The following is a 16,992-nucleotide window of genomic DNA, read 5'->3' as shown; positions in this document are numbered from 1 at the left end:
GCGCACCCTGCCCAGACGCCAGGGACGCCCCGTGGACCGCGATCCGCAGCGTGTGCGGGCGGTCCGGACGTTTGCTGCTTCCCGAGACCTCCATCGGCACGGACCGTCCCCCCTGAGCCCGCTCGACACCCTGCCTGGCGCCCGCTTGCAAGCCCGGTCCACCCCAGGGCGATCAGGCTCGCCGCCAGCAGCGCTGGACCCAGGGCAGACCCCGGCTCCGAACCACGCACGGCCCGAGGCATGAGCGCGGCGGCCTGCAGGAATGCCACGGCAACGACGAGCGCCAGGCGGACAAGCCCTGACCTTCCCCCCGTCCTCACCAAGAGAGCCGTGCCAGCCACGATTCCGCCCGCGACCCACGCGCTGCGCGGTTCCCACACGGCCGCCATGACCGCAGCGGCCCCTCCGAGCCCAAGCCATGCGCTCACGCCCGCGCCGGTCCACCCCCACGACACAGACACCGACACTCCAGCGCGCGACTCCGCCCCATCCTCACCCCTCAGGCCGGCACGTGGCCCAGACGCGAAGCGTGCGCTCCCCTCGGCAGTTTCACCGGGCGCGGTGCCAGCGGCTCCGGCCCACCCCCGTGGCATGATCACGCCGCCCAACACCGCCTGGAAGGATGATCCCGCAGCGAGGGCAGCCGGCCACGACGCCTCCAGCCCCCACAGCCACGCGCCCACCGCGAGTGGAAGCAGAACAAGGTTTCCCTTAAGCGCCGCCCACTCAGCGCCCCGCCTCACTGCGCCAAACCTCACTGCGCCTGCCACGACAAGAATGGCGCACAAGAGCGACCACTCCCCCGCCGTCAGGCCCCCACGTGCGAAGGCCACGACCCCAGCCCCGCTGACACCCGGAAGGAACCACGGCCCCAACCCGGCAAACGCCCGCCGCAGCGGGCCGGGCACCCACTCTGGCTTGCGGCTCACCAGCGCCGTCACAAGGGCGGAAAGGACGACGACGCCCCCCAGGCTCACCAGCACACCGCGGGACAGCACAGCTCCGATGGAGAGGGACGAGGAGACGAGCACCAGCAGGCCGAGATATCCGAGCACAATCGAGTCCAAGGCAGCAGCCGCCCAGACGTAGAGCACGACCCCGGCGGCGGAGGCCAGCGCCCAGGCCAGGACTGCGTCATGCAGCCACCAGGCGTGCAGCCCCCACCCCATGAGTGGCACGAGCGCAAGGGAGATCCCAAGGCAGGCAACGGCAACTGGCCTGAACGTGTCCCCCAGGCGCCGGACGCCGAGACCTGCCGCGAAGAACCCTGCCGTCGCCGCTGTCAGCACGGCCGCCTTTGCGGTCGCGGCAAATGGCTGGGAGAGGAAGACGCCTGTTGCGGCAAGGACGAGAACCGCGGCCGCCACGAGCGTGATGGGCACCGTGTGCCGGGCTTCAATCCTTGCGCGCGGAGCGTTGGGTGAGACATGGGCTGGCGGGTGTGCCGATGGGGTTGCGCCATACACGGGAGCCTGCGCCTCATGCGCCTGCGGCCTAGGGGCCTGGAGCCCTCGGGGCGCCGCGGGACCGGGCGCGGGAATTACGGGTACGGGGAGGGCGGGAATCGGATGCGTCACCCTCGCAGCACGGGTGCCGGCTCTGAACCCCCGTGACTTGCCCAGGGCATAGCCCGCCCAGAACGCGAGTCCTGCGAGAACAGACGGGAAAGCGAGCAAGGCCAGCACGACGCTCATGACACCTCCTTGCACCAACGTTAGCCATGAGGTCGTCGTACTTCCGCGTGGGCGGGCAATTGTTACGGACACTGGGATTCTCCTGAACGGCCCGTCGTCGCTCACTCCCTGCAGGCCCGCAGACGCACAAAGAGGGCCCGCCCACCCCTGATGGGGTGAGCGGGCCCTCTGAGCGCTAGCCCGTCAGACGGGCGAGACCGCTAGCAGATGAACTACTTGACGATCTTGGTGACGCGGCCCGAGCCAACGGTGCGGCCACCCTCGCGGATGGCGAAGCCGAGGCCCTCTTCCATGGCGATCGGCTGGATGAGCTCGACCGACATCTCGGTGTTGTCGCCAGGCATGACCATCTCGGTGCCCTCGGGCAGCGTGATGACGCCGGTGACGTCCGTGGTGCGGAAGTAGAACTGCGGACGGTAGTTCGAGTAGAACGGGTTGTGACGCCCGCCCTCATCCTTGGAGAGGATGTACACGTTGGCCTCGAAGTTCGTGTGCGGGGTGATGGAACCCGGCTTCACGACAACCTGGCCACGCTCGACATCGTCGCGCTTGAGACCACGGAGGAGGAGGCCACAGTTCTCGCCGGCCCACGCCTCGTCGAGCTGCTTGTGGAACATCTCGATACCGGTGACCGTGGTCTTCTGGATCGGGCGGATGCCGACGATCTCGACCTCGGAGTTGATGGCGAGGGTACCGCGCTCGGCGCGGCCCGTGACGACCGTTCCACGACCGGTGATCGTGAAGACGTCCTCGATCGGCATGAGGAACGGCTTGTCGCGGTCACGCACGGGATCGGGGATGTTCTCGTCAACAGCCTCCATGAGGTCCTCGACGGACTTGACCCAGGTCGGGTCGCCCTCGAGGGCCTTCAGGCCCGAGACGCGGATGACGGGAGCGTTGTCGCCGTCGAACTCCTGCGAGGAGAGAAGCTCACGAACTTCCATCTCGACGAGGTCGAGGAGCTCCTCGTCCTCCACCATGTCGGCCTTGTTGAGCGCGACGAGGAGGTAGGGAACGCCAACCTGGCGAGCGAGGAGAACGTGCTCGCGCGTCTGGGCCATGGGGCCGTCCGTCGCGGCAACCACGAGGATTGCGCCGTCCATCTGGGCGGCACCCGTGATCATGTTCTTGATGTAGTCAGCGTGACCCGGCGCATCAACGTGCGCGTAGTGGCGCTTCTCCGTCTGGTACTCGACGTGGGAGATGTTGATGGTGATGCCGCGCTGGCGCTCTTCCGGTGCCGAGTCAATCGAGCCGAAGTCGCGCTGCTCGTTGAGATCGGGGTACTTGTCCGCGAGCACCTTGGAAATGGCAGCCGTCAGCGTCGTCTTGCCGTGGTCGACGTGACCGATGGTGCCGATGTTCACGTGCGGCTTGTTCCGCTCGAACTTTGCCTTAGCCACTTGTTCCTCCTAGAACTGAATTCAGAAGACTGAATGATTCAGCCGAGTCTCTCGGCTGATGCTTGTTCAAGTCTACTGGGGGCAGGTATTTTCTCGAAATTGCGATCCATGGACTCGCGGCTGTGACCGGAGAGGATCGCTGCACAGGCCGCCCAGACAGGGCCGGGCGGCAATGCCGGGGCACGGGGGCCGCTCTGAGTGAGCGGCCCCTCGCGCCTCGGCGTCCAGAATTACTCGCCGCGAGCCTTCTGGATGATCTCGTCGGCCACGGCCTTCGGAACCTCAGCGTAGGTCTCGAAGGTCATCGAGTACACGGCGCGGCCCTGCGTCTTGGAACGCAGGTCGCCGATGTAGCCGAACATCTCGGACAGCGGCACAGAGGCGCGGATGACCTTGACGCCAGCGGCGTCTTCCATCGACGCGATCTGGCCTCGGCGGGAGTTCAGGTCGCCGATGACGTCGCCCATGTACTCCTCCGGCGTGCGGACCTCGACGGCCATGACCGGCTCAAGGAGCACGGGGTTGGCACGGCGGACGCCTTCCTTGAACACCTGGGAGCCGGCGATCTTGAACGCCATTTCCGAGGAGTCGACGTCGTGGTACGCGCCGTCGATGAGGATCGCCTTGACGCCGACCATCGGGTAGCCAGCGAGGACACCGAGCTGCATGGCGTCCTGGATGCCGGCGTCCACCGACGGGATGTACTCACGCGGAACGCGGCCACCCGTGACAGCGTTCTCGAACTCGTAGAACACCTCTTCGGTGGTCTCGAGGGGCTCGAACGTGACCTGCACCTTAGCGAACTGGCCAGAACCGCCGGTCTGCTTCTTGTGCGTGTAGTCGACCTTCTCGACGCGCTTCTTGATCGTCTCGCGGTAGGCGACCTGCGGCTTGCCGACGTTGGCCTCGACGCGGAACTCACGACGCATGCGATCGACAAGGATGTCGAGGTGAAGCTCGCCCATGCCGCCGATCTCGGTCTGGCCGGTCTCCTCGTTCTGGTTGACCGTGAACGTGGGGTCCTCAGCGGAGAGCTTCTGGATGGCGGTCGAGAGCTTCTCCTGGTCACCCTTCGTCTTCGGCTCGATGGCCACGAAAATCACGGGGTCCGGGAACGTCATGGACTCGAGGACGATGGGGTTCTGCGGGTCGCAGAGGGTGTCGCCCGTGGTCGTGTCCTTGAGGCCGATGACCGCGTAGATGTGGCCAGCGTGGAGGTCCGGAACCGGGTTCTCCTTGTTGGCGTGCATCTGGAAGAGCTTGCCAACGCGCTCGCGCTTCTGCTTCGTCGAGTTGAGCACCTGGGCGCCGGACTCGAGCGTGCCGGAGTACACGCGGATGAAGTTGAGCTGGCCGAAGAACGGGTGTGCCGCGATCTTGAACGCAAGAGCGGAGAACGGCTCATCCTCGCTCGGCTTGCGCGTGAGCTCGATGGACTCGTCCTTGGGGTCGTGACCGATCATGGCGGGCACGTCGACCGGGGAGGGCAGGTAGTCGATGACAGCATCGAGCATCGGCTGCACGCCGCGGTTCTTGAACGCCGAGCCACAGAAGACCGGGTAGATCTCCGAGTTGATGACCATCTTGCGGATGCCGGCCTTGAGCTCCTCGACCGAGATCTCCTCGCCCTCAAGGTACTTGTCCATGAGCTCATCGGAGGACTCGGCGACGGCCTCGACGAGGGCTGCGCGGTACTCTTCAGCCTTCTCCTGGAGATCCTCGGGGATCTCGCGGGTCTCGTAGGCGGCACCCATGGTGACGTCGCCCTTGGCGTCGCCAGGCCACACGAGGGCCTTCATCGAGAGGAGGTCGACGACGCCGATGAAGTCGTTCTCAGCGCCGATGGGCAGCTGCATGACGAGCGGCTTGGCGCCGAGGCGCTTGATGATCGTGTCGACGGTGAAGTAGAAGTCAGCGCCGAGCTTGTCCATCTTGTTGACGAAGCAGATGCGGGGAACTTCGTACTTGTCGGCCTGGCGCCAGACAGTCTCGGACTGCGGCTCAACGCCTTCCTTGCCGTCGAAGACGGCAACGGCGCCGTCGAGGACGCGCAGCGAGCGCTCAACCTCGACCGTGAAGTCCACGTGGCCCGGGGTGTCAATGATGTTGATCTGGTTGCCGTTCCAGAAGCAGGTCACCGCGGCCGAGGTGATCGTGATGCCGCGCTCCTTCTCCTGCTCCATCCAGTCGGTCGTCGAAGCACCGTCGTGCGTCTCACCGATCTTGTGGTTGACACCCGTGTAGAACAGGATGCGTTCCGTCGTCGTCGTCTTGCCGGCATCGATGTGGGCCATGATGCCGATATTGCGGACCTTCGAAAGGTCGGTAAGCACGTCCTGTGCCACGGTTTCTCCCTGGGTTGAGGCGAGTTGAGCGAGAAGGGAAGGGAACCGGCGCCCGCCGCGGAAGAGCGGCGAGCGCCGGTTGGCGCTCTACCAGCGGTAGTGCGCGAAGGCCTTGTTGGACTCGGCCATCTTATGCGTGTCCTCGCGGCGCTTCACAGCGGCGCCCAGGCCGTTGGAGGCGTCGAGCAGCTCGTTCATGAGACGCTCGGTCATCGTCTTCTCGCGGCGAGCCTTCGAGTAGCCGACGAGCCAGCGGAGGGCGAGCGCCGTGGCGCGGCCCGGCTTGACCTCGACGGGGACCTGGTAGGTCGCGCCGCCGACGCGACGGGAGCGGACCTCGAGGGTCGGGCGGACGTTGTCCATGGCCTTCTTGAGGATGGCCACAGCGTCGCCGCCGGACTTGTTGGCAACGCCCTCGAGTGCACCGTAGACGATGCGCTCGGCCGTCGACTTCTTGCCGTCGACGAGGACCTTGTTGATGAGCTGCGTCACGAGCGGCGATCCGTAGACCGGGTCGTTGACGAGGGGACGCTTCGGAGCAGGACCCTTACGAGGCATTACTTCACCTTCTTCGCGCCGTAGCGGCTGCGTGCCTGGCGACGGTCCTTGACACCCTGGGTGTCAAGCGCGCCGCGGATGATCTTGTAGCGAACACCGGGGAGGTCCTTCACGCGGCCGCCGCGGACGAGCACGATGGAGTGCTCCTGGAGGTTGTGGCCGACGCCCGGGATGTACGCGGTGACCTCGATGCCGCCGTTGAGGCGAACGCGAGCGACCTTGCGGAGAGCCGAGTTCGGCTTCTTCGGGGTCGTCGTGTAAACACGGGTGCACACGCCGCGGCGCATGGGGCTGCCCTTGAGCGCGGGCGCCTTGGTCTTGACGACCTTCGGCGTGCGGCCCTTGCGGACCAGCTGCTGAATAGTAGGCACTATGAGTATCTTTCTGACGTAAGTTCAGGTGTCCCCGGCCGGTTTTTGGCCTGGGTTCCAGACGTGCGAAAGCGTGGCATTTGTCGCGCAAGTTCCCCGCGACCCGGAAACAGGTCCTAGCCGTCCGTTGCCGGACTCGGCCGCCTTCATCCTCTGCCACACAAGTCAATCAAGTTCAAGGATATCAGAGTTCGAGCGGTCCCTCACCCGCGCCATCCCGCCGAACCGGCCGACGGGCTCGCATCGACCCCTCCTCGCTGCCCGCGGCTGGAGACGCAGGCGGCGATGGGCGGACGGCGGGGCTCACACTCGGCGGCCCCGCCGTCGTCGTCTCTCCGCCTGCCCCTCCCGTCACGCGCTAGCGGACGACGAAATGGCTGGAGGTCCCGCGGATGGGCGAGATCCGTCCGGCGCCGTCCCTCGCGGCGCCCTCGTACCGGAACCGATAGACGCCGGGCCGAGCATCGGCCGGCACAGTCCACTGGAGGTCCACCTTGCTTCGCGCGGCGAGGAAGCGCGTCCAGACGAACCGGGTGGCGAAGTCCGTGTCGTCAGCGACCTTGACCCACCGGCCTCTCTCCTGGCGCTCCACGAACATGTAGGACGCGCCTGTGCGCAGGTCGTTGTTGGGGTGAGCCCCAGAGAACTGAGCGGACACGAGCTGCCCCCGGGCGACGGAGGCGGCGGGGCGGCGCAGCTCCTTGCCGTACCGGCCGTGAGTCGGCAGGTCGTAGAGGACCTTGCCGCTCAGGGACTCCCCCATGGCTCGGGACCTGTTGACAGGCTTTTGTCCCAGCGGGACGGAGCGGCCGCCCTTCATGGCCGCGGCGAGGTCAGCCGCAGTCTGCGCATAGGCCGCCAGCTGATGCCGACCGAAGAGCGTGGCACCGCCCTCGTAGTGCTGCGCCGAGTACTCCTCGGGCGTGGTGACGTAGTGGGCGTAGGCGTTGGAGAGGCCCTGGATGATGACGTTGTCGGCGCTCACGCCGATCCTGTCGGCCACCGCGTCCTTGACGACAAGGGCGGACGCGGCCGTGACCTCAGACGGCAACCCCACCACGTACCTGTCCCCAATGCGCATGACCTGGATGGGCACATTGGTCTGCGACCACTTCATGTCGCCGGTCGCCAGAAGAATCTGCTTGTTCTTCTGGCATGCGACGAGCTTCGGGTTCGCGACATGGAGATAGGACGAGAGGAAGCTGGCGAGCGGGTTCTTTCCCGCACCCTCCGCGAAGACTGGCAGACCGCCCCCGCCGTCCTCTGTGCTCCCGGCCCCGAACGGGCCTCCCAAGGCGCCCGCGCACGTGCGCTCGCTCCTGCCGGTGCCTGAGTATTCGGGGCGGACGACGGCGCCATTCATGTTGACGTACGTGATCCGAGAGTCGATCCCACCCTGCGTCAGGGGCGTGCCCGGGGCAGACAGCTGCTGCTCCACGGCGTCGGCCTGGCGAGTGCCGAGAATCCGCATGTTCTCGAAGGAGTCGCTCGTGGGGCCCTGTCCGGGGCGGAGCCAGAGGTTGGGGCTCGCATCTCCAGCGGCGCCAGACGAGAAGGCGGCGACCATGGAGGGGCGCCCGGAGGCCAGGTAGTCCACGCCTCGCCGGCCGCGCTCAGTCAGGTACTCGGCGTAGCCCTTGTTGTCCGTGGAGAGGAGACGGTTCTCAGTGGGCAGGCTCGTTCCATGCACGGAGAACCAGTTCAGCAGGGCGTCCGTCCGCCCCTCCCGCTCGAAGCGCATGGTCACCGAGGACGGGTCCACGCCGTTGGGGAGCCTGCGCTTGAGGTCGGCCCGGTTCTTCTCGAACGCCTCGCGGGAGCGGTTGACGCTCGCCCCCCTCAGCTCGGAGCGGGAGAAGGTCACCTCGCCTGGGGCCAGGTCTCGGTCCGCCCTGACGATCGACTCGACGATCCCGCCGACGACTGCGTTGTACGACTTGGGGTGGTAGCCGTTCGTCGTGACGTTGTAGAGGTTGTGCCACGAGTAGCCGCCCGTCGCCGAGTGGGTGTGCGTCGCCGTCAGAAGCACGTTCGCCTCGCCGTACTGCGCTCCCAGGCGCGCGCGCAGGCGCTCGAGAACGCCCTGGCGCACCGAATCGAAGACGGCCAGCATGTCGGCAACGACGACGACCTGCTTGCGCCCGGTCCGAGCATCCTGAACGGCGAAGGCCCTCGCGAACTGGCGCATGTGAACGCCCTGCCCCTTCTGGCGCCCGTCTCCGTATCCCATGAAACCGACCTCCGCCGGCTCTGAGGTGATGTCCGCAATGCCTCGACCGACGTTGAACTGGGGCGCGGTGGCCTGCGGGCGCGGCTCTTCTCTCTGGTGGGCCGCCGGGCCTGAGGGGCGCTGCGTTGCATCCGCGTCCGCCGGCGCAGGCTTCTCGGCGGGCGCCGCAGGGGTGGACGGCGACGGCTTCTGTGCGGGCTGCGTGGCCTGTCCGTGCCGAAGCCAGAGCGGCAAGCGCGCCTCGGCTGGAGGCGCTGCCGCTCCGCACAGTGCTATGACGGTCAGGGCAGTGACAGCCGCACGGGCTCGCCCCGTGCGCCGCCCCGTGCTCCTCGTCTGGCTGGGCTGTTGACTCGTTGCCTGCTTGTGTTGGCGCAAGGCGGCCTCCGTTCCGCGTCCAGCTCCGGAGAAACTCAGCGGCCCTCGACGAAGCACAGTGGTTAAGCACTTAACAATGCAGCGCGGACGGAGCCGTCAGCGATCGTCCGCACTCGTCAAATACTAACAAACGTACTTGGTTTGATGGGTCCGACTCCTTCGAGGCCGGACGAAGGCTTGGAGCATCGTGGAGCGACCCACCAGCGCATGGCCGCAGGGTCCCGTCCTGCCACGCGCGCGCCCGGCGCACTCCCCGGATACGACAGACGGGGGCCGCGCCGAAGCGCGACCCCCGTCAGGGACAAAGTCAGATCAGGCCCTAGGCGTGATCCTGACCCATCGAGTAGTCATCCAGGCTCACCGAGTGGAACTCGGGGGCGAAGGAGTCATCCAGCCCCGAGTAACCGAAGTCGGGGAAGGCCGTCGCCGCCGAGTACAGCGCGGACTTGGCCTCCTCCGTCGGCTCCACGGAGACGTTGTTGTAACGCTCCAGGCCAGTGCCGGCCGGGATGAGGTTACCGATGATGACGTTCTCCTTGAGGCCGAGCAGCGGGTCGCTCTTGCCCTCCATCGCGGCCTGCGTGAGGACGCGAGTGGTCTCCTGGAAGGATGCCGCCGAAAGCCACGACTCAGTCGCGAGCGAGGCCTTGGTGATGCCCATGAGCTCCGGACGGCCGGACGCAGGCTGCTTGCCCTCGGCCACCGCCCGGCGGTTCTCGGACATGAAGCGCGCCCGGTCCACGAGCTCGCCCGGGAGAAGGTTCGTGTCGCCCTGGTCGATGACCGTGATGCGGCGAAGCATCTGGCGCACGATGACCTCGACGTGCTTGTCGTGGATGCCGATGCCCTGCGAGCGGTAGACGCCCTGGACCTCGTCGACGAGGAACTTCTCCGCGGCGCGCGGGCCGAGGATGCGGAGGATCTGCTTGGGATCCACCGGGCCGTTGACGAGCTGCTGCCCGACCTCGACCGAGTCCCCGTCCGCCACGAGCAGGCGCGAACGACGGAGCACGGGGTACGCGATCTCCTCATCGCCGTTGTCCGGCGTGATGACGATGCGCATCTGCTTCTCGCCGTCCTCGATCGTCACGCGGCCAGCGGCCTCGGCGATCGGGGCGACACCCTTCGGCGTACGCGCTTCGAAGAGCTCCTGGATTCGGGGAAGACCCTGCGTGATGTCGTCCGCGGAGGCGGAGCCGCCCGTGTGGAACGTACGCATGGTCAGCTGCGTGCCAGGCTCACCGATGGACTGAGCCGCGATGATGCCCACGGCCTCTCCAATGTCCACGAGCTTGCCAGTCGCGAGCGAGCGGCCGTAGTCGAGGGCGGAGATGCCCACCTCGGAGTCCGAGGTCAGGACCGAGCGGACCGACACCTCGCGGATTCCGGCGGCGAAGAGCTTGTCGATGAGCTCGACTCCGACGTCGTCATTGCGGCGAGCCAGGACCGTTCCGTCCTCCGCCACGACATCCTTCGCGAGGTTGCGCGCGTAGACGCTCGTCTCGACGTTCTCGTGGAGCACCCAGTTGCCTGCCGCATCCTGCTGCGCGATCGGCAGCGTGAGGCCGCGCGTCGAGCCGCTGTCGTGCTCGCGAACAATGACGTCCTGCGAGACGTCGACGAGACGACGCGTGAGGTAACCCGAGTTGGCGGTACGCAGAGCCGTGTCCGCGAGGCCCTTGCGGGCGCCGTGGGTGGCGATGAAGTACTCGAGAACGGTCAGGCCCTCACGGTAGGAGGACTTGATCGGGCGCGGAATGATCTCGCCCTTCGGGTTGGCCACGAGGCCGCGGATGCCGGCAATCTGGCGGATCTGGTTCCAGTTGCCACGCGCGCCGGACGTCACCATGCGGTAGACGGTGTTGAGCTTCGGGAAGCTCTCCTCCATCGCCGCCGCGACATCGGCAGTGGCCTTGTTCCAGATGTCGATGAGCTCCTGACGGCGCTCATCCTCAGCGAGAAGACCGTTCTCGTACTCGCGCTCCACCTTCGCGGCGCGCTCTTCGTAGCCCGCCATGATCTCCGGCTTCGACGGGGGTGCCGCGACGTCGGAGATGGCCACGGTGACGCCCGAGCGCGTGGCCCAGTAGAAGCCGGCGGCCTTCAGGTTGTCGAGCGTCTGCGCCGTGACGACCTTCGGGTAGCGCTCTGCGAGGTCGTTGACGAGGGTCGAGAGCGAGCCCTTGTCGGCGACGCGCTCGAACCACGGGTAGTCCTCGGGGAGCGTCTCGTTGAAGATGACCTGGCCGAGAGACGTCGTGATGAGAGCGGGCTGACCCGGCTCCCAGCCCTCGGGAGCAGGCTGCTCGTCAGACGGAACGAAGCCCTCGATGCGGATCTTGACGATCGCGTTGAGGTGGATCTCGCGGGCGTCGTGCGCCATGACAGCCTCGGCGGGGGACGTGAACACGCGTCCCTCGCCCAGCGCACCCTCGCGCTTCGTCGTCAGGTGGTGCAGGCCGATGATCATATCCTGCGAGGGCAGGGTGACCGGCTTGCCGTCGGACGGCTTGAGGATGTTGTTCGAGGAGAGCATGAGCACGCGTGCCTCAGCCTGCGCCTCCGGGGAGAGCGGCAGGTGCACGGCCATCTGGTCGCCGTCGAAGTCAGCGTTGAACGCCGCGCAGACGAGCGGGTGCAGCTGCAGGGCCTTGCCCTCGACGAGCTGCGGCTCGAACGCCTGGATGCCGAGGCGGTGAAGCGTGGGCGCGCGGTTGAGCAGCACCGGGTGCTCCGTGATGATCTCTTCGAGGACATCCCAGACCTGCGGGCGGTAGCGCTCGACCATCCGCTTCGCGGACTTGATGTTCTGCGCGTGGTTGAGGTCCACGAGTCGCTTCATGACGAAGGGCTTGAAGAGCTCGAGCGCCATCTGCTTCGGCAGGCCGCACTGGTGCAGCTTGAGCTGCGGGCCGACGACGATGACCGAACGGCCCGAGTAGTCGACGCGCTTGCCGAGGAGGTTCTGGCGGAAGCGGCCCTGCTTGCCCTTGAGCATGTCAGAGAGCGACTTGAGCGGACGGTTGCCGGGGCCCGTGACGGGGCGGCCGCGACGGCCGTTGTCGAACAGCGAGTCAACGGCTTCCTGCAGCATGCGCTTCTCGTTGTTGACGATGATCTCGGGGGCCCCGAGATCGAGCAGACGCTGAAGGCGGTTGTTGCGGTTGATGACACGACGGTAGAGGTCGTTGAGGTCGCTCGTCGCGAAACGGCCGCCGTCGAGCTGAACCATCGGGCGCAGCTCCGGCGGGATCACCGGAACGGCCTCGAGGACCATGCCCAGCGGGCTGTTGTCGGTCGTGAGGAACGAGTTGACGACCTTGAGGCGCTTGAGCGCACGGGTCTTCCGCTGCCCCTTGCCGTTGGCGATGATGTCGCGGAGGATCTCGGACTCGGCGGCCAGGTCGAAGCCCTCAAGGCGCTTCTTGATGGCCTCGGCGCCCATGGAGCCCTCGAAGTACATGCCGTAGCGGTCACGGAGCTCGCGGAAGAGGCTTTCGTCGCCCTCAAGATCAGCGACCTTGAGGTTCTTGAAGCGGTCCCACACGCGATCGAGCTTCTCGATCTCCGCATCGGCGCGCTTGCGCACCTGCGCCATGGCCTTGTCGGCCTGGTCCCGGACCTTCTTCTTCTCGGGCGCCTTGGCGCCCTCGCCCTCGAGGCGGGCCAGGTCCTTCTCGAGATCCTGGGCGATCCCGGCGATGTCGGCGTCGCGCTGGCTCTCGAGGTTCTTGCGCTCGAGATCGTGCTCGGCCTGGAGGTTCGGAAGGTCCGCGTGACGCGACTCCTCGTCCACGCTCGTCACCATGTACGCGGCGAAGTAGATGACCTTCTCAAGGTCCTTCGGCGCGAGGTCGAGGAGGTAGCCGAGGCGCGACGGGACGCCCTTGAAGTACCAGATGTGCGTCACGGGCGCGGCGAGCTCGATGTGGCCCATGCGCTCGCGACGGACCTTGGCTCGGGTCACCTCGACGCCGCAGCGCTCGCAGACGATGCCCTTGAAGCGGACGCGCTTGTACTTGCCGCAGGCGCACTCCCAGTCACGGGAAGGGCCGAAGATCTGCTCGCCGAACAGGCCGTCCTTCTCGGGCTTGAGGGTGCGGTAGTTGATGGTCTCGGGCTTCTTGACCTCGCCGTGCGACCATGCGCGGATCTGGTCCGCGGTGGCCAGGCCGATGCGCATCAGGCTGAAGGAGGATTCAGTGGACATAGGTCCTTGTCTCTCTTCTCTCTAAAAATTCTAGTGAAGTCTGGGGTGTGGAGGGAGTGGACGGGCGACGCGCCCCGTGAGGCCCTCAAGGCCTCACGGGGACTGCGTCAGCGGGTCAGACTTCCTCGACGGAGCTCGGCTCGTTGTGAGACAGATCGATGCCGAGTTCCTCCGCAGCGCGGAAGACTTCATCATCCGAGTCACGCATCTCGATCGCGCTGCCGTCCGCGCCGAGAACCTCGACGTTCAGGCAGAGCGACTGCATTTCCTTGATGAGGACCTTGAAGGACTCGGGAACACCCGGCTCGGGGATGTTCTCGCCCTTGACGATGGCCTCGTACACCTTGACGCGCCCGTGGATGTCATCCGACTTGATGGTCAGGAGCTCCTGGAGGGTGTAGGCCGCGCCGTATGCCTCGAGCGCCCACACCTCCATCTCACCGAACCGCTGGCCGCCGAACTGCGCCTTACCGCCCAGCGGCTGCTGGGTGATCATCGAGTACGGGCCGGTGGAGCGGGCGTGGATCTTGTCGTCCACGAGGTGGTGGAGCTTCAGGATGTACATGTAGCCCACGGAGATCGGGTCCGGGAACGGCTCGCCGGAGCGGCCGTCGATGAGCTTCGCCTTGCCCGAGGCCCCGATGAGGCGCTGGCCGTCGCGGGTCGGGTTCGTCGAGTCCAGGAGCGCCGTGATCTCGTTCTCGTGGGCGCCGTCGAACACCGGGGTCGCCACCGTGGTGGGGCCGGTCTCGCGCGGGAGGCTCGGAAGGGCGCGGGCCCACTCCGGATCTCCCTCGATCTTCCAGCCCTGCTTGGCGGCCCATCCCAGGTGGATCTCGAGGACCTGGCCCAGGTTCATGCGGCCCGGGACGCCCAGCGGGTTGAGGACCACGTCGACAGGCGTGCCGTCCTCGAGGAACGGCATGTCCTCGATCGGGAGGATCTTGGAGATGACGCCCTTGTTGCCGTGGCGGCCAGCGAGCTTGTCACCGTTGGTGATCTTGCGCTTCTGGGCGACGTAGACGCGAACGAGCTGGTTGACACCCGGCGCAAGCTCGTCGTCGTTCTCACGATCGAAGATGCGCACGCCGATGACCGTGCCGGACTCGCCGTGCGGCACCTTGAGGGAGGTGTCGCGGACTTCGCGGGACTTCTCGCCGAAGATGGCGCGCAGGAGGCGCTCCTCCGGGGTCAGCTCCGTCTCGCCCTTCGGGGTGACGCGGCCGACGAGGATGTCGCCTGCCTCGACCTCGGCGCCGATGTGGATGATGCCGCGCTCGTCGAGCTGGCTCAGCATCTCCTCGGAGACGTTCGGGATGTCCCGCGTGATCTCCTCGGCGCCAAGCTTCGTGTCGCGAGCGTCAACCTCGTGCTCCTCGATGTGGATCGAGGTCAGCATGTCGTCGGAGACGACGCGCTGGGAGAGGATGATGGCGTCCTCGAAGTTGTGGCCTTCCCACGACATGAACGCAACGAGCATGTTGCGGCCAAGCGCGAGCTCGCCCTGGTCGGTCGACGGGCCGTCGGCGAGGACCGTGCCGGCCTCGACGCGATCGCCCTCGTTCACGACGACGCGCATGTTGTACGCGTTGCCCTGGTTGGAGCGGGCGAACTTCATGACGGGGTACGTGGACTGGGTGCCGTCGTCGTTCATGACAGACACGAGGTCAGCGGAGACCTCGCGGACCACGCCCGGCTTGACCGCGAGGGCCGAGTCGCCGGCGTCGATGGCCGCGTAGCGCTCCATGCCCGTGCCCACGAGCGGACGCTCGGTGCGCAGCAGCGGCACCGCCTGACGCTGCATGTTCGCGCCCATGAGGGCGCGGTTGGCGTCGTCGTGCTCGAGGAACGGGATGAGGGCCGTTGCCACGGAGACCATCTGGCGCGGGGAGACGTCCATGTAGTCCACGCGGTCAGCCTCGATGAGGATGGGCTCTCCACCGCCGCCGCGCTGGCGGACGAGAACGAGCTCCTCCGCGAACTTGAGGTCCTTGGTCAGCGGCGCGTTGGCCTGCGCGATGAAGTTCTCCATCTCGTCATCGGCCGTGAGGTAGTCCACCTCGTCCGTGACCTGGCCGTTGTGCACGCGGCGGTACGGCGTCTCGATGAAGCCGAACGCGTTGATGCGGCCGTAGGACGCGAGCGAGCCGATGAGGCCGATGTTCGGGCCTTCAGGCGTCTCAATGGGGCACATGCGGCCGTAGTGCGACGGGTGAACGTCACGCACTTCCATGCCTGCGCGGTCACGGGACAGACCGCCCGGGCCGAGGGCCGAAAGACGACGCTTGTGCGTCAAGCCCGCGAGCGGGTTGTTCTGGTCCATGAACTGCGAGAGCTGGGACGTTCCGAAGAACTCCTTGATCGCAGCGACGACCGGGCGGATGTTGATGAGCGTCTGCGGCGTGATGGCCTCGACGTCCTGCGTGGTCATCCGCTCGCGGACGACGCGCTCCATGCGGGACAGGCCCGTGCGGACCTGGTTCTCGATGAGCTCGCCGACGGCGCGGATGCGGCGGTTCGCGAAGTGGTCGATGTCGTCGACCTCGACGCGGACCTCGACGGACTCGCCGTCTCGGACACCCTTGATCGTCTTCTCGCCTGCGTGCAGCGCCACGAGGAAGCGGACCATCGCGGCGATGTCGTCGACCGAGAGCACGGAGGCGTCAGGGTCGTCGAGCGGGCGGTCAACGCCGACCTTGCGGTTGAGCTTGTAACGGCCCACCTTGGCGAGGTCGTAGCGCTTCGGGTTGAAGTACAGGTTGTTGAGCAGCGACTCAGCAGCCTCGACCGTGGGCGGCTCGCCCGGACGGAGCTTGCGGTAGATGTCGAGGAGGGCGTCCTCGCGCGTCTCGACGTTGTCCTTCTCGAGGGTCGCGCGGATCGAGTCGTACTGGCCGAACTCCTCGAGGATGCGGGACTCGCTCCAGCCGAGGGCCTTCAGGAGAACCGTCACAGACTGCTTGCGCTTGCGGTCGAGGCGCACGCCGACCTGGTCGCGCTTGTCGATCTCGAGCTCGAACCACGCACCGCGGGAGGGGATGACCTTCGCGGTGAAGATGTCCTTGTCACTCGTCTTGTCAGCGGCCTTCTCGAAGTAGGCGCCGGGCGAGCGGACCAGCTGGGACACGACGACACGCTCGGTGCCGTTGATGATGAACGTGCCCTTGTCCGTCATGAGCGGGAAGTCGCCCATGAACACGGTCTGCTGCTTGATTTCGCCCGTGTTGTTGTTCATGAACTCGGCCTTGACGTACAGGGGGGCCGCGTAGGTGGCGTCGCGGTCCTTGCACTCGGCGATCGTGAACTTCGGGTCGGCGAACTCGGGGTCCGAGAAGCTCAGGGACATCGTCTCCTGGAAGTCTTCGATCGGGGAGATCTCTTCGAAGATCTCTGCGAGTCCGGAGGTGTTGTTGAGGCCCTTGACGCCGGCCTCGACGGCGCGCTGGACGCGCTCCTGCCAGCGCTCGTTGCCAACGAGCCAGTCGAACGACTCGGTCTGGAGGGCGAGAAGATCGGGGACGTCAAGCGGCTCCGGGATCTTGGCGAATGAATGGCGTTCCGCGGCTTGTGCACGCGCTGGCACGTTAGCGGCTTCAGAAGTGGAGGTGCTCGAGGCGACCAAGAGGGATCCTTTCACAGATCTGACGAGTCAGCTTCAGACACGTTCGGGGCCCACCGCTATATGAAGGCACGCAAGATGAACAGAGAAGCAAAAACTCAGTCTATGCCAGTCTTGCTTCCCTTGTCCACCCCCAATGTGGTATTGAACGACGACGGCGGCCGCCCGCCGGGACTAGTCTTGA

Annotated in this window: 7 protein-coding genes; all 7 read right to left on the bottom strand. The window is 66.5% G+C overall.

Annotation, left to right across the window (positions count from 1 at the left end):
- Positions 1–1,906: 1,906 nt before the first annotated feature.
- The gene (gene tuf, locus J2S35_RS07380) at positions 1,907–3,097 is read right to left on the bottom strand and encodes an elongation factor Tu (protein ID WP_309851638.1); all 1,191 of its coding nucleotides are present in this window, start codon (positions 3,095–3,097) and stop codon (positions 1,907–1,909) included.
- A 230-nt stretch (positions 3,098–3,327) separates the two neighbouring features.
- Positions 3,328–5,442, bottom strand: coding sequence for an elongation factor G (fusA, locus tag J2S35_RS07375; RefSeq protein ID WP_309851635.1), 2,115 nt, complete (start codon positions 5,440–5,442; stop codon positions 3,328–3,330).
- 87 nt (positions 5,443–5,529) lie between these two features.
- Positions 5,530–6,000 (bottom strand): 30S ribosomal protein S7, encoded by a 471-nt coding sequence (gene rpsG / locus J2S35_RS07370; protein ID WP_309851631.1) that lies wholly within the window; start codon positions 5,998–6,000, stop codon positions 5,530–5,532.
- Entirely contained in the window at positions 6,000–6,371 is a 372-nt protein-coding gene (gene rpsL / locus J2S35_RS07365; protein WP_309851629.1) for a 30S ribosomal protein S12, read from the bottom strand. Before rpsL ends, rpsG begins: the two co-directional genes overlap by 1 nt.
- A 358-nt stretch (positions 6,372–6,729) precedes the next feature.
- Positions 6,730–8,835 (bottom strand): neutral/alkaline non-lysosomal ceramidase N-terminal domain-containing protein, encoded by a 2,106-nt coding sequence (locus tag J2S35_RS07360; RefSeq protein WP_309851627.1) that lies wholly within the window; start codon positions 8,833–8,835, stop codon positions 6,730–6,732.
- A 463-nt stretch (positions 8,836–9,298) separates the two neighbouring features.
- A complete protein-coding gene (locus tag J2S35_RS07355) occupies positions 9,299–13,189 on the bottom strand; it encodes a DNA-directed RNA polymerase subunit beta' (protein ID WP_309851624.1) in 3,891 nt (1,296 codons plus the stop codon).
- Between the two features lie 115 nt (positions 13,190–13,304).
- Positions 13,305–16,811, bottom strand: coding sequence for a DNA-directed RNA polymerase subunit beta (rpoB, locus tag J2S35_RS07350; RefSeq protein WP_380084023.1), 3,507 nt, complete (start codon positions 16,809–16,811; stop codon positions 13,305–13,307).
- Positions 16,812–16,992: the final 181 nt, after the last annotated feature.

Source organism: Falsarthrobacter nasiphocae, from assembly GCF_031456275.1.
Classification (GTDB): Bacteria; Actinomycetota; Actinomycetes; order Actinomycetales; family Micrococcaceae; genus Falsarthrobacter; species Falsarthrobacter nasiphocae.
This window is presented reverse-complemented; position numbering and strand designations above follow the sequence as displayed.

Bases quoted from the DNA above. Each gene is read 5' to 3' on its own strand.
- rpsG (WP_309851631.1), bottom strand. From the start codon at position 6,000: ATGCCTCGTAAGGGTCCTGCTCCGAAGCGTCCCCTCGTCAACGACCCG.
- J2S35_RS07355 (WP_309851624.1), bottom strand. From the start codon at position 13,189: ATGTCCACTGAATCCTCCTTCAGCCTGATGCGCATCGGCCTGGCCACC.